The sequence below is a fragment of the Segatella salivae F0493 genome, from assembly GCF_000477535.1.
GTDB lineage: Bacteria > Bacteroidota > Bacteroidia > Bacteroidales > Bacteroidaceae > Prevotella > Prevotella salivae.
In genome coordinates, this window is record NZ_AWGW01000016.1 from 1 (window position 1) to 14208 (window position 14208).

A 14208-nucleotide genomic window follows, 5' to 3' on the forward strand; every position below is an offset into this window, starting at 1 on the left:
GTAACTAATCAATGAAAAAGAAGAAATATCGAAGTTGATGTAAACTAACTGATAATGAGGATGGAATGCACAAATTAGCATGATGTTGCTCCGTTTGTAAAGGGCAGAAATATGCAGATTTAGGCAGAAGTTCAGTTACCAGAGCGTTACCTTGTTTTGATGTAGGTAACGATGGTGCAGCATTCGGTAACTGAATTATTTTCGCTCGTGTGGCTGTTGCTTTGGTCAGCAGTTTTCTGCGTAAGTGAGGAACGCTTTAATTCGGGTAATTTTGCATAAGACAGGCTGAGCTCGTCCATTTGAGAGCAAGCTCTCATGGAACTCGTTTGCACTGTCTTTGCCCACAAAGATTAAAGCGTATGAAAACAGAGAAGATGAAGGTGCTGCTCTACCTTAAAAAGAGCGGGCTTGACAAATCGGGGAAAGCTCCGATTATGGGACGTATTACCATTGGACGTTCCATTGCCCAGTTTAGTTGTAAACTTTCCTGCAATCCCGACTTGTGGAATCCCCGTGAGAGCAGGATGGACGGCAAGAGCCGTGAGGCGGTGGAGGTTAATGGGAGATTGGAGAATTTGTTGCTTTCCATTCAATCTGCCCATCAATCGTTGATTGCCAAAGGGCAGCCATTTGATGCAACCGATGTGAAAGAACAGTTTCAAGGCAGCGTACAGGCACGATGTATGCTAATCGAAAGGTTGGATATGCTCATCAAGGAGAAAGAAAGCCATATTGGTATAGACATCAAGAGGGACTCTATGTCCGCCTATCATTCCACTCGAAAACGATTGCAGGAGTTTATACAGAAGAAGTATCATGTTTCGGATTTGGCATTCTCGCAGTTGACAGAAAACTTCATCTACGAATTGCAAGCATTCTGTCTTAGTGAACTCGGGCATCAGCAAAGCACTTTTTTCAGAGCTGCAGCAGATTTGAAGACCGTCTGTAGGCTGGCTTATCTTGAGGGACTGGCTGATACGCTTCTGTTTGATAAAGTACATATAGAACGAGGCGACAAGAAAGCACCTAAAGCTCTTGACAAAGAAGCATTGGACAAACTCAAAGCACTCCGCTTTGATGAGTTGGAAGAGGAAATGGAAGCCGTTCGTGATGTGTTTCTCTTCGCCTGTTATATCGGTGCAGCCTATTGTGATTTGATGGAGCTAAGCAAGAAGCATCTTGTCCGTGATGATGCAGGTAGTTTGTGGTTGAAGTTCAACCGACAGAAGACGGGTGTGCTTTGTCGTATCAAGTTGTTGCCCGAAGCAGTTCGCTTAATTGAGAAAATGCACAGCGATGAAAGGGAAACACTGCTGCCTTTCATCAAATATCCCACTTATCAGTCCTGTCTTAAAGCCTTGCGACTACGGGCAGGTATTTCTTTTCCCTTTACCTCGCACACGGCAAGGCATACCTTTGCCACACTTATCACATTGGAGCAGGGCGTACCTATTGAAACGGTGAGCAAGATGCTCGGACATACGAACGTAAGTATGACCGAACGTTATGCAAAGGTTACACCACAGAAACTCTTTGAGGAGTTTAACCGTTTCCTTTCTTTCACTGAAGATTTGCGTTTAACCATTTAACCAAGATTTTTTATGAGAAGTACATTCAAGATATTATTCTATATCAACAGACAGAAAATAAAAGCAGACGGCAAGACTACCATTCTCTGCCGTATCACCATAGACGGAAAGAGTACCGCCATTACCACAGGCGAGCAGTGCAAATCCTCCGAGTGGAACAGCCAACAGGGACAGACAACCGACAAGAAGACCAATCAAAGAATTGGCAAGTTTAAAGAACTTGTAGAAAAGGCCTATCAGGATATTCTGATAAAGGAGGGAGTGGTAAGTGTGGAACTACTTAAAAACCGTTTACAGGGAATAGCCACCATGCCGACAACGCTTCTTGCCATGAGCAAGGCAGAATTGCTGTCCGTTAAAGTGTGCGTGGGCAAATCGAGAGCTGAGGGAACCTATCAGAATCTTCTCTATTCAGATAAGTTACTTACGGAGTTTGTAAAGGATAAGGGAATGGCGGATATAGTCATAGCCACTATAACGGAAGACTTGTTTGAAGAATACCGTTTCTATCTGAAAAGACGAGGCTTGGCAACAGCAACCATGAATCGCTATCTTTGTTGGCTGAGTAGGCTGATGTATCGTGCGGTCAGTCAAAGGCTCATTCGCTGTAATCCTTTTGAGAATGCCAAGTATGAGAAAACGGAACAGAAGATACACTTCTTGCAAAAAAGCGATGTTGGCAAACTCATGGCATTGAGAGTAATTGATAAGGAAGCAGAACAAGCAAGACGGATGTTTATCTTCTCATGCTTTACAGGCTTGGCTATTGCTGATATGGAACATTTGCAATTTGGACACGTCCAAACGGCAGCAGACGGACAGAGGTATATACGCAAAGAGCGTCTGAAGACAAAGGTGGAGTTTATTGTGCCCCTACACCCGATAGCAGAGGCCATCATCAATCAATGCAAGAAAGAACAACTGAGCATGAAAGAAATGCAGACAGTGAAAGGAAAAGGCGACGACTTTATCTTTCACTGTGCTCGTAACCGTAGCGTGATGAGTGCAAAGCTGAGTATTGTGGGCAAGGCTTGCGGCATTAGAGAGCGGTTATCCTACCACATGGCGCGACATACGTTCGGTACGATGAGCCTGAGTGCAGGTATTCCCATTGAGAGTATTGCCAAGATGATGGGACACGCATCTATCGCCAGCACACAAATCTATGCACAAGTAACCGATAATAAGATTTCGGAGGATATGGACAGACTGATAAGAAAATATCAAAAGGAGAAAGCAAAGGAGGAAGCGATATGAACATCAATCACCATCAAACAAAAAGAGACCGCAGCTATTTTGAATGGAGCGACAATATACAAATCGTTCGCAAGGGAAATGGCGATATAGCCATGACGGAGAGTGAACTCGTAGATTTCTTCGGTGTAACATGGAAGAAACTCAATTATCACCTGCAACTGCTTCTGAAAACATCTCATCTGCACCCTGACGAAAGGAATGCAGGTGAGGAAGAAGTTTTTGTGAACGGACGACCAAAAGGCTATGCGCCGCTTTATCCGCTCTCAACCATCATCGCTTTGTCTTATCAATTGGACAGTACGGAAGCACACTTCTTCAGGAAACATGTATGTCAGAGATTGCAGAAACCTACATCCATAATAACACCGATATTCTTAATAGGAAAGACGGATACCTGATGATTATATTTTCTTTTTCTTTCATTGATTATATCTTACTACATAACTACAATAAGGTATAATACGTTGAAAGAAAAAGGATTAAAGATTTTTATTGATATACGAATATTCTTTCAATTATTTACTACACTACTACAAAAGAAAGATTTTTATTAAAACTGAATTGACAGTGTATAAAAACTAAAAGCACAACCATGAGAATTTATAGTTTATAACACATAAACTAAAAGAGCCGTATCAAACCCTATAATGAGTAACGATACAGCTCTTTTCCTTGTTTTGAGGAGGTTAAAGTTTCTAATCAAGAAGTTCACATTCTTTTAGATGTTGGTGTTATGTCCCAATAAATATCATAAGTAATATTCTATTACAACTATTTAAGCTCATGCAACATATAGGGTGCTCCGGAAACCTTTACCTTCAATTTTTCATAGCTTCCATCATCCATGTGATAGACAGAGTAGCCCATGCCTTGGTCTGTTGACATGCCGAAGATGATATTATTGCCAGACTTGCAGATGGATGTGGCCCAGCCTACAGTTCCAGAAAAATTCATCTTCTTGCAAGTCTTATTGTATAGATTAATTTCAAAGGCTTGAAATGATTTGTCATGAACGTAGTCAGGTGGATTGCTTGCCGCTCCGGGAATGTTAAGGAATCCATAAACCTTTCCGTTTCCACCATACACTTTATTATAAGCATACGATGTTCTGTTCCCCTTTACTCCTTCTAAGTTTACGTCTGCAAGGGTGAAGCAATATGAGTTGTCAAAGTCTTGCTCCCCTTTCTTAATGCGCAAGAATCCTTCCTTGACCCCAGGCTGGTATCCAAACATAGCTACGCAATAGAAATAGATGTCACCCTTTTCGTCCACGAATGGATCCCCAGCGGGGGTCATAGAGGAGGCCATTGTAGCACGAGGGTCACTAATCATTTTGATGGGCTTATCGGTCTTGGTATCTATTAAGGCTATATGTGCTCCCTTCTCGCATGAGTAGGCAGACTTTAATTGGCAGAGCGTCACGTATAAGATGCCGTCTCTGATGATGGAAGCACATGGTTCAGGATTATTGTCGCCAGCCAACTTCCCCAAGGAATAGCCAGATAAATCTATTTCTCCTGTTTTTGTCATGGAGGACGGATCTATAATCCACACCTTTCCTAATCCAAGACAAGAAACGTAGGCTTTCTTCTCGGATAAGAATGTGATGTATGTGGCCTTTGCACCACTTGGAAATAGCATGGTGTTTCCTTCTTGAACAAGGATTCCATCCTTAGGAATGTACTTGTAGAGGTGTTCTGTATCTGTCACATATATCTTATTTTTATACACGAATGTGAATGCCCCCTTCGGAAGCACCAATGCGTTGTCTGTATTGAGTGAACCAACACTCAAATCCTTGAACAAGCTAATATATGTGTTTTCTCCGATGTTTACGCTGTGTACAAATCCTACTTCAGATTTTGTAGAGGGAGGAAAGTCCGGAGAGTCCTTTCCGCATGAGGTGAGACCTACAAGAGATAACAACACAAGGGCTGCGATTAAAAAATAATGTTTCATTTTATTTGTTTTTAAATTGGTAATATATTACAAACTCATTGCTCCGCCCGATGTTTTGTCGCGGAACAGATTAAAACGCAATTTTGTTTTAAAAGTGCGTCCTTGCAGTGGCATCTTGAATTCCATATAGTTCTCCTTGTCAAAGATGTTCTCAACTTCGAAACTCAATGAAATGTTGTTGTGCCAAAAGGATTGTTGAAGGCCTATGGTAAACACATCGTTGGAGGGGATAATCCATTTTTTACGCTGGTCGGACAGTGTGCTCATTTGCCATCCCCAATCGAATTCTCCGACATGGGACACATCCATATAAATTCTAGATAATTCATTTCGCCCCAACAGATTTTCTGCATGATACTCCAAACCATAATTGAAATAGAAAGACGGTATGTTGGGTACATGTTTATTATATGTGGGATTATCCGTCCCTTTTGCATCGTTTAACCATTTCTGCCGGTCTCGAATGTCCTGTAGTGTAAGATTAAAATATGTATAGATGTTTGGTGTCACGTCTACTTTCAAATCGGTATCAAATCCCATCGTGCTCGTCTTTCCCAAGTTTGTATAGATGGAACGGATATCAGCGGGGAAAAGCCTTATCATATTCTGGATATACATGTAATAGAAGTTTGTTTCCCACTGCACGCGGGTAAGTCCCATCACATTTCTTGTATCTATGATGGTTCCAAAGTTCAGGTTGTCTCCAATTTCAGGCAGTAAGTTCACTGATGGCTTGATGCTCATTCCGTTACCGAAAAGTTCTCCTGTGTCAGGGAGTCTCACATTGTGTGAAAACGAGAACTTTCCCCTCACGCCTTTCCAAAACTCATAGCTCACTCCCTCACTAAATCCGTAGTACGTTTTGTTCACACTTGTCTGTTTGGGAGCTGATGCATCTTTCATTTGGGCTTTCGACAAGGCATCGCTTGTTCTAAAGATTTTTGACTTCAGATAGTAAATGCTTATCGTCAAGGAATTCTGAAAACGATGATTGGAAGAGGCATACAAATGACAGAGTCCGATATTGTTTGAAATCATTTTGCTGGGAAACGAGCTAGGATCGAACCCGAGATAGTCATTCATGCGTTCATCTTTAGGACGATAGTCCGAAAGAGCAAGTTGATCATTTATGTTGAATGTATGTTGTCCAAATGTATATTTTAAATTAAATTTGTTTCGTAATTCAAATTGCCGGTTATGGGATTCATTAAGAAGATTGTCTTCAGTTTCCCCCATTGCCTGAGTGATGGTTCCATCCCATTGTCTTCTTGTTGTTGTTGTGTCTATCAGGCTCGTTTGTATAATAGGAATAACAAGAGATGATTTCATTTCCAAACCTTTAAAGATGAAGTCGTCTTTTTCTATATGCAAAGTGGGCATTATATTAAAGCCTTTCATATAGGCATGCTGCGAATCAAAGTTAAGAGACTGTATACCTTTTTTATTTCTGTAGAAGGCGCATTCCAAATCCAGTTTATCGAAGTATAGCTTTCTAAAACCAATGCCGACATGATAGAAGTCTGCGTCATAATAGTCATTATTTCGTCTTACCTTTCTGTATTCTGAGACTGGCAGGTTTGTTTCGAATACTGGCCATGACATCGTGTAGTTGTTCTTGGATTTATTCTTAAAGAAAGCAACATTAAATAATATGCCTGACTTTGCAAAAAGCTTTTGAGCACTTGTAAGTGTCTTGGATGTTCCGAATGATGCCAATTCCTGCGTGAATCCTACTAAGTCGCATTCATCCTCCCGTGTCACAATATTGATGGCTCCTCCTAATCCGTCGCCTCCATATTCTGCAGGCACAATACCTTTGTATACCTCTATATATTTGATCACATCTATTGGAATATCGTTGATGTCGAAAGAACCGTCAGGACTGTTGAGTGGAAAACCATTAATATATACGGCGACACGCTTACCTTCTAAACCATGTACAGATATGCGCGACGCACTTCCCAATCCGCCTGTCTTTCTTACTTTGATGCCAGACGTGCGTGTAAGAATTTCTTCTATACCGCTTGAACGTCCCCGCAGCTTGGATCCGTCCACTACGGTTACAGCCATAGGACTCTGCCGAATGCGGTTTATTTCCACCTGCTGGGAAGATCCCCTCACTACAACTTCGTTAAGGACGTTCGCTGATGATTCTAAGAAAAAGTCTTTTGTGATATTGCCGTTTAACACAATGGCTTGCCTTACTCGTTTATATCCAACAAATGAAACCTCAACAATACATGTTCCATTTGAGGGAATGTCAATTTGATAATTGCCTGTTTTGTCAGAAACTGTTTTCTGTTTTGTATTTTTGATTGATATGTATGCCCCAGATATGGGAAGTCCTGTTTCTTTATCTATGATTTTCCCACGTAATATATTTTGGGCAGACAAAACTGTTGTACACAAATACAGTATCGTTACGATGAATAATCTGTTCATAATTTTATGGATTAATGAGTTCTCGCCATCCTGCCGTATTATAGCGTATGTATTCAGATAAGACCTGTTTTACCTCTTCCTTGCAGATTTCTGTGCTTGAGACAATCTCTCCGATGATCGTTACCCATGTGGAAGAGGAAATCCGAAAGAATAGTGACGAAATTCTTGTTTGTATTTGTGGATAGACTTTTTGCATTTGATCAATATATTCTTTACTTATTGCAACTTGTTCTTCGATAAAATTTTCACGGAAAAACTCTACAGAAGTACCTTTTGATTCAAAGAGTAATAACTTTAATTCTTCTTTATATAAGAAAATTATTTTAAGCGTTTCTCTTAGCAAATCTTTTTGATTTTGTATAGAGAAGTGAAGTTTATCTATTTTGTTATGTTCTATGCGATAGGAGGACATCCTTTCATCCAAGACTATAAGTAAAGGTCTAAGGACAGTATAAAAAATATCATCCTTTGTCTTAAAATAATTGTATATATTACCTAAGGTAACTCCCGATTTTGCCGAAATTGTTCGCATCGAAGTTTTTCTAAAGCCATTTTTAATAAATTCATTGCGAGCTGCTGCGACAATCTTGTTTCTTATGTCTTCTTTTAACGTTTTCATTACGGTTTTATTAACGGACATCGTTTAATTTTGTTCATAAAAAAAGCGTACTGTTTAAAAACAGTACGCTCCTTTTATTGTTGCCTTTATGCGGCTGTGTGATATTTTTTATCATTAATTCAATTTTGGATACAAAGGTATGGGAAGAATTCTATACTGGCAATACTTATTAATAAGTATTTTTAATCGAATTATAATACTAAACTCAAATGGACTTAAAATAGTAATTCTCCTCCAACATCCTTTCCAAGTCCGAAGCCTTGTAGAGTATCTTTCCTGCAAACTGCGTGTAGGGAATAATCTTCCTGTCTCGGTAGTCCTGCAAGGTACGGGGGCTGATATACAGAAGTTCGCACACCTCCTTGCCCGTGAGGAAAAGCTCGCCAGCAAAGAGTGGCTTGTGCGTCTGTGCCACTTCCATGATCCGTTTCCCCACACCTCTCAATGCCGAGACAACCAGCTGCATCTCGTCCGTTTCCATGTTCAAATCCCTTGCTGTTTCCATCATATCATTTTGTTTTTAGGTTTGTTCGACTTCGTAAGAAGCAGTGTTTCCACATCCTCACGCTTGTAATAGCACTTGTGTCCGATTTGTGTAAACGGCAGTACACCCGTATCACGATAATGCTGCAAGGTGCGCTTGCTGATGTTCAGCAGCCGGCACACATCACCGTTGTGCAGCCAGTCCGTGTGCTTGCTTTTCTCTCCGAATGCCTTGTGGCAGCATTCTGCAAGGCTTAAGATTTCATCTCGAAGCTTTGCCCAATTGGTTTCTGTAATGATGTAATAGTTCATAATCATATTTTGTTATTGTTTGTTGTTTCAGTTCTTTCCTGTTTCTGCTGGCAAAGATAATGGCGTACGTGCGCCTCTCAAAGCCGTGGGGAACAGCAGGGAAGTATCGGGAACAATCGGGAAAAGAGCAATCCGTTTCATCGGTTCACATTTGCATTTTCCTGCCCCGTCTTTTTTCTTTCATTGCAAAATTAATATCGGGCATTTCTTATTCCATCACTTTTCATTCACGTGGCAGCTTGTGGCGCTATAACAAGGACAAAAGAGACAGATTTACACTTTTGCCACTATACAAATAAGGCTAATAAGACAATCAAAGCAAAAGAGTACATCTGAAAGCAGACAGTAACATCCGTATTTCAGCTAACCTTTCTTTCCTGTCGTCCATTTTTTGCTTAATGAGACGATAAATACTCTTTTTGACAGCCTGTTTCCCTAAGAATTTTACAGCAGACAGATGCAACATTATGCAAGAAAGCTCTGAATGCTTGGAAGTTACACATTCTCACCCTAACTTCACTCTTGGAAACCAATTCGAGGAAATAATGAAAAAGAACACAGATGCAGGCAATACAAACAGCAGAAGAAATCCTTATCGCAGAGGTAGCTCATCCAAGAACGCAGAGATAGAAAACTACCTCTCCACACACTATGAGTTCAGATACAACACGGTATTGGGCAGAACCGAATACCGAAGTAGGAACAGCGGCATATTTATAAAAGTCGGTCGTTATGAAATCAATACGCTCCGCAGGGAACTTGATAACGATGTGGGGATTATTACATCTCCTGACAACCTCTATTCCATCATTGAAAGCAGCTTCTCTCCCCGTATCAATCCCGTGCAGGAATATTTCAAAGCATTGCCACTGATTGATATAGGTGATAGCAGTAGCTGTGATGGTGAAAGTTTCAGGGATAGTAATGTGTCTTATCTTTCACTGAAAGCCATTCCCGAATTGGCAAGTTGCGTAGTCGTGCGCAACTCTGATAAGTGGTTACAATATCTCACCAAGTGGCTCGTGGCAGTGGTTGCCAACGCAATGGACGACCGTGAGTGCCGTAACCACACCTGCCTTGTGCTGACGGGCGAGCAGGGCAAGTTCAAAACTACATTCTTGGATTTGCTCTGCCCACCTGCATTGCATGGCTATAGCTACACAGGCAAGATATATCCGCAGGAGAAGGACACGCTCACCTATATAGGGCAAAACCTCATCGTAAACATCGACGACCAACTCAAAGCCCTCAACAAACGAGACGAGAATGAGCTGAAGAACCTCATTACCTGCCCGATGGTCAAATACCGTATGCCCTACGACAAGTATGTGGAGGAGCATCCCCACTTGGCAAGCTTCGTGGCATCGGTGAACGGTAACGACTTTCTTACAGACCCGACAGGCAGCAGACGCTTCCTGCCCTTTGAAGTGCTTTCCATAGATATTGAGAGAGCAAAGGCTATCTCGATGGACAATGTTTATGCGGAAGCCAAAGCCCTGTTAAAGTCTGGTTTCCGCTATTGGTTTGATGATGATGAGATTGCCGAACTATATAGGGAGAGTGAAGATTTCCAAGTACAGACTGCAGAGATGGAGCTTTTGTTGCGTTGTTTTGAAAAGCCAACGGAGAATGAAAGTTATTCGTTAATGACCACTACGGAGATACTCACCTATTTGGGTATTTATACTCACCAACCACTTGTTGCGAAGCGTATGGGCGAAGCCTTGAAGAAAGCAGGATACATAAAGGTGAGCAAACGAAGACACGGTGGTAGTCCCATCTATGTCTACAAGATTAGGAAAATCTTGCCATGCCCGCTCCTTCAAACTTGTAGTAGCCAAATGTAGTAGAATGTGTAGTATTGTCTTATACTACAAAGTAATACTGATTATCAATCACTTATCACAAAATAGTATGTAGTAAGAAGAAAGATGAAAAAGTGTGGAGGGGAAAACTTTGGAAACGGTAAAACCACAAAAACAGACAAACATAAATAATTATCATTCAACCCATTAAAGTATCAAAACAATGAAAGAAGAAGATTTATCACGTATCAAGCGATACCCCATCGTGGAGTATCTCGAAAGGAAAGGTATCAAACCTGTCCGCAAAACACCGACCTATGCCATGTACCGTTCACCGCTCAGGGAGGAAACGCATCCGAGTTTCAAAGTGGACACGGAAAAGAACCTTTGGGTAGACTATGCTGAAGGTAGGGGTGGAAGCATTATTGACCTTTATATGCGCTTGGAGGACTGCACGCTCTCGGAAGCCATCTGCCGTTTGGGACAGAACGTTTCAGGGAATACAGCGCACAGCTACAGTTCTCCAAAGAGAGAAACACCCATCAGTTCAAATCAAAGAGAGCATGTAACGGCAAGCGGAACAAGGAGACTGACAAGCATATCAGACACCCTGCCACCGCATTTGCAGGAGTACCTCAAAAAGGAACGCTGCATTGATTTGGAAAAGGCAACACCCTTTCTTAAATGTATCAGTTACGAGGTAAGGGGAAGAAGATATGAAGCTATCGGCTTTGCCAATTCTTCGGGTGGGTATGAGCTTCGTGATGATAAGACTTTCAAGGGAACGGTTGCCCCGAAGGACATTACCTCGATATTTGAGAACAAGGCGCAACCTGTCTGTTTGTTCGAGGGCTTTATGGACTTTCTCTCTTTTCTTTCAATGAAAGGGGAGGTCTCCAACCAATGTCTCGTGATGAATTCCGTGAGTAATGTAGCAAGAAGTATCCACTACCTAAACAAAAGAGATATAACCTCCGTTCGTACTTTTTTTGATAATGACGATGCAGGGCGAAAAGCTGTGCAGGAATTTGTAAACACAGGTTTTAAGGTAGAAGATATGGCTGTGTATTATAGAGACTTCAAAGACCTCAACGAGTATCACGTCAGCCGTATCCGTGAGCATGAGAAAACTCCAAATACAAGCAACAAAATAAAATAAGTCAAACTTAAAATAAGATAGAGGTATGGAAAAGAAAACAGTTAGCAATGAGGAAATGGAAAATACCATCAGGAAATCTTTCAGTATGAGCCAAGCTGAAAGTTCAAGTGAACAAACCGTAGCTGAATTTCGAGCAAAGGGAATGAAAAATATTCAAGAGCAACAACAACAAGAAACAGAGCATGCCATAGAGCATGCCACGCCAACCGAGCCTGTACTGCATACAGAGCATGCAACTATTCAACGACGCATCAGTGCCAAGATGAGAAAGGAAACACTCGAAGCATACAAGCAAGCGTTCCTTGTTCCGACAAAGCTAAGTGAGAGAAAAGCGGTCTATCTGAGCAGGGAGACACAGGAACGTGCGGACTTCATTGTCCGTAGGTTGGGTGACAAGGGTTCCAACGTGTCAAGCTTTATCGAAAACCTTGTGCGCATCCATTTGGAGGAATACGGTGAGGAAATAGAGAAATGGAGAAAACTGTAAACTGTAGAAAAAGGTCGAGTGCTATTATTTCTTTTTCACTCAAAATCCTTGACCGTTTTAGAATAGTACCGATGACCATTTTTACTGAATACATTGAACGGTGGGAATGCCACGAACACAGTTAATCTTCTGAATGCATAGCATTCATTTTTGGACGGCAAAACGCTTTATGCGTAAACGGTCTGTTAGGTAGCATTGCAAGACGTCAGTTTGTACCCACAAACTGCGCTTGCTCCCCTCGTTTAATTGTCGGGGAGATTAGACCGTAATCACTCCGTTCTCATCGGTCAGTGTTCAGAAATTAAGCAATAACAAATCATCTACAATGATTAACTTTCAAAGAAACTTATATGGACAGATATAACAGAAAGACTGCCAAGTGGCAGCAACGAGGTAAGGAAGAAGTGAGGATGAACAAGACGGAGTTCATCAAGGTAAGATGTACAAGAGAGGAAAAGCAGCGTATTAGGTCAAAGGTAGAAAGTACAGGGCGGAAGTTCTCAGACTACTGCCGTGAGATACTCCTTAACGGTGAAGTGGCAGCTGTTCCCAAGATGACCGACAATGAAAGGGAAGCCATCGAACTACTCAGACGAACAGCCTACTTCTTCTCACATATTTCCAATCTTATCAAGGTAAAGGATGATGCATGGGTACTGATTACCCAAAGTCTTTCTTATCTGGCAAGGGAAGCATTTAAGCGTTTCTTCAATCCAAAATACCGCATTGAGGAAAGGGCTATTAAACTCTTAAATCTGATGGAGAATGATAGGAAAGTGTAAGGCGATAGCGCACGGAAGCACGGCTTTGGATTATATTTTCAGAGAGGGAAAACTCGGTAAAACACTTCTCTTTCATAATCTCTGTGGAACAACACCAAAGGAAATTTACGAGGAAATGAAGATGGTGAATAACTATAACACACGGTGCAGAAACAAATTCCTCCGCATTGAAATCGGTTTTGCACCGAAAGATGAACCAAGATTGAATTTAACTTCTGTCCGTAATCTTGCGTCAAACTTTGCAGGGCACATGGGGCTTGCCGACCATCAATGGGTAGCGGTTACACACAAAGACACCGACAATATGCATATCCATATCATCGCCAATCGCATTAGTCTGTATGGCAACGTTTATGACACTACCTTTGTGAGCAACAAGGCAGCGAGGGTCGCAGAGGAACTTAGCCGTAAGTACGGCCTGACCATTGCAAAGGAAGTAAAAGCGGAAAGACAACACCAAAAAGCAAAGGCCAATCCTACGAGAGAGCAAACAAAGAAAGAAGTACAGCAAATCTGTTATGCCTTGTTGGATAAATATAAAGGCGGTGGCATATCAGGGCATTCCATGTTTCTCTACGAATTGAATAAGAACAACATTATCATAGAGCGCATGAAGAACAAACAGGGAAAAGTCTATGGTTTGAAGTTCTCCTACTGTGGCCAGACATTCAAAGCTTCCGAAATCGGCAGGGAGTTAGGTTACCACTCCTTGCAAAAGAACTTTGAAGTAGCCAATAAAGCCGAAACAAAGGAGACGATAACAAAAGCTCACACAATAGCAGACAAGACTACAATGAATAAAGTTCAATCAGATACAGGCTATCAACTCATCCCTCCCAGCCGTTCGTGTATACTACCGAAAAATACAAATGATAGTTCATCTATTGCACAAGCCGTAGGAAATGTAGCAAGCACCGCCTTGAATGCAGCCGAAGAAATGATTTCGGGGGCAGGTGGACTTATCAATCCACAGATACACGGTGATGATTTTGCAGAGATGGCTTGGCAAGGAAAACTCAGAAGCCAAGCCAAGAAAAAGAAGAAGCGAGGAAGAGGAATATAATCATTCTCCTTATTTTTCAATCTTTCCAAACAACAGATGGAGCAAAAGAGCGAAAATCTTATCAAAAACGCTTGTTATTCAAAGCAAATGATTATCTTTGCAAACAGAATAACAAGCGTTCTTTGTTGATGTAGAAACATGCGACAGAAAGCACTTCGCTCGTTTCCAAATCGTTACCTGTTTAGTTTGTGTCACAAGGTAACTTCTTCTTTCTCAATTAGATACAATTTAAGAATTATCTTCTCCCGTAA

13 protein-coding genes are annotated in these 14208 nt (G+C 41.4%); 8 read left to right on the forward strand and 5 right to left on the reverse strand.

From position 1 onward, the window contains the following. The first annotated feature begins 359 nt into the window (after nt 1-359). From HMPREF9145_RS05410 to HMPREF9145_RS05420, 3 genes are read left to right on the forward strand one after another with little or no spacing between them, the layout of a single operon-like run. Nucleotides 360-1589 (forward strand): site-specific integrase, encoded by a 1230-nt coding sequence (locus HMPREF9145_RS05410; RefSeq protein ID WP_036906741.1) that lies wholly within the window; start codon nt 360-362, stop codon nt 1587-1589. A 12-nt stretch (nt 1590-1601) separates the two neighbouring features. Then, on the forward strand, nt 1602-2846 hold the full coding sequence (locus tag HMPREF9145_RS05415; protein ID WP_021825357.1) for a site-specific integrase: 1245 nt from the start codon (nt 1602-1604) through the stop codon (nt 2844-2846). Continuing rightward, a complete protein-coding gene (locus HMPREF9145_RS05420) occupies nt 2843-3244 on the forward strand; it encodes a hypothetical protein (protein ID WP_021825353.1) in 402 nt (133 codons plus the stop codon). Before HMPREF9145_RS05415 ends, HMPREF9145_RS05420 begins: the two co-directional genes overlap by 4 nt. A 373-nt stretch (nt 3245-3617) precedes the next feature. On the opposite strand, the gene HMPREF9145_RS05425 is transcribed toward HMPREF9145_RS05420, so the two are convergent. From HMPREF9145_RS05425 to HMPREF9145_RS05445, 5 genes are all read right to left on the reverse strand, one after another. Further along, complete coding sequence (locus HMPREF9145_RS05425; RefSeq protein WP_021825348.1) at nt 3618-4805, reverse strand: YncE family protein; 1188 nt, start codon at nt 4803-4805, stop codon at nt 3618-3620. 27 nt (nt 4806-4832) lie between these two features. Further along, nucleotides 4833-7247: a TonB-dependent receptor gene (locus HMPREF9145_RS05430; RefSeq protein ID WP_021825346.1), complete on the reverse strand. Its 2415-nt coding sequence runs from the start codon at nt 7245-7247 to the stop codon at nt 4833-4835. A 4-nt stretch (nt 7248-7251) separates the two neighbouring features. After that, nucleotides 7252-7887, reverse strand: coding sequence for a TetR/AcrR family transcriptional regulator (locus HMPREF9145_RS05435; RefSeq protein ID WP_036906744.1), 636 nt, complete (start codon nt 7885-7887; stop codon nt 7252-7254). A 184-nt stretch (nt 7888-8071) separates the two neighbouring features. Then, a complete protein-coding gene (locus HMPREF9145_RS05440) occupies nt 8072-8374 on the reverse strand; it encodes a helix-turn-helix domain-containing protein (protein WP_021825351.1) in 303 nt (100 codons plus the stop codon). Next, a complete protein-coding gene (locus HMPREF9145_RS05445; protein ID WP_036906750.1) occupies nt 8371-8661 on the reverse strand; it encodes a helix-turn-helix domain-containing protein in 291 nt (96 codons plus the stop codon). Before HMPREF9145_RS05445 ends, HMPREF9145_RS05440 begins: the two co-directional genes overlap by 4 nt. Before the next feature lie 410 nt (nt 8662-9071). Here HMPREF9145_RS05445 and HMPREF9145_RS05450 point away from each other — a divergent pair, with 410 nt between their 5' ends. From HMPREF9145_RS05450 to HMPREF9145_RS05470, 5 genes are all read left to right on the forward strand, one after another. Next, on the forward strand, nt 9072-10508 hold the full coding sequence (locus HMPREF9145_RS05450) for a virulence-associated E family protein (RefSeq protein ID WP_036906746.1): 1437 nt from the start codon (nt 9072-9074) through the stop codon (nt 10506-10508). Nucleotides 10509-10689: 181 nt separating this feature from the next. Continuing rightward, on the forward strand, nt 10690-11625 hold the full coding sequence (locus HMPREF9145_RS05455; protein ID WP_021825350.1) for a toprim domain-containing protein: 936 nt from the start codon (nt 10690-10692) through the stop codon (nt 11623-11625). 25 nt (nt 11626-11650) lie between these two features. Further along, nucleotides 11651-12112 (forward strand): DUF3408 domain-containing protein, encoded by a 462-nt coding sequence (locus tag HMPREF9145_RS05460; RefSeq protein WP_021825354.1) that lies wholly within the window; start codon nt 11651-11653, stop codon nt 12110-12112. A 350-nt stretch (nt 12113-12462) separates the two neighbouring features. Then, nucleotides 12463-12894: a plasmid mobilization protein gene (locus HMPREF9145_RS05465; protein WP_004354620.1), complete on the forward strand. Its 432-nt coding sequence runs from the start codon at nt 12463-12465 to the stop codon at nt 12892-12894. Then, nucleotides 12878-13957 carry a relaxase/mobilization nuclease domain-containing protein gene (locus HMPREF9145_RS05470; RefSeq protein ID WP_021825347.1) on the forward strand — a complete coding sequence of 360 codons (1080 nt, stop codon included), beginning with the start codon at nt 12878-12880 and terminating at the stop codon, nt 13955-13957. The genes HMPREF9145_RS05465 and HMPREF9145_RS05470 overlap by 17 nt, the downstream gene beginning before the upstream one ends. Nucleotides 13958-14208 lie beyond the last annotated feature (251 nt).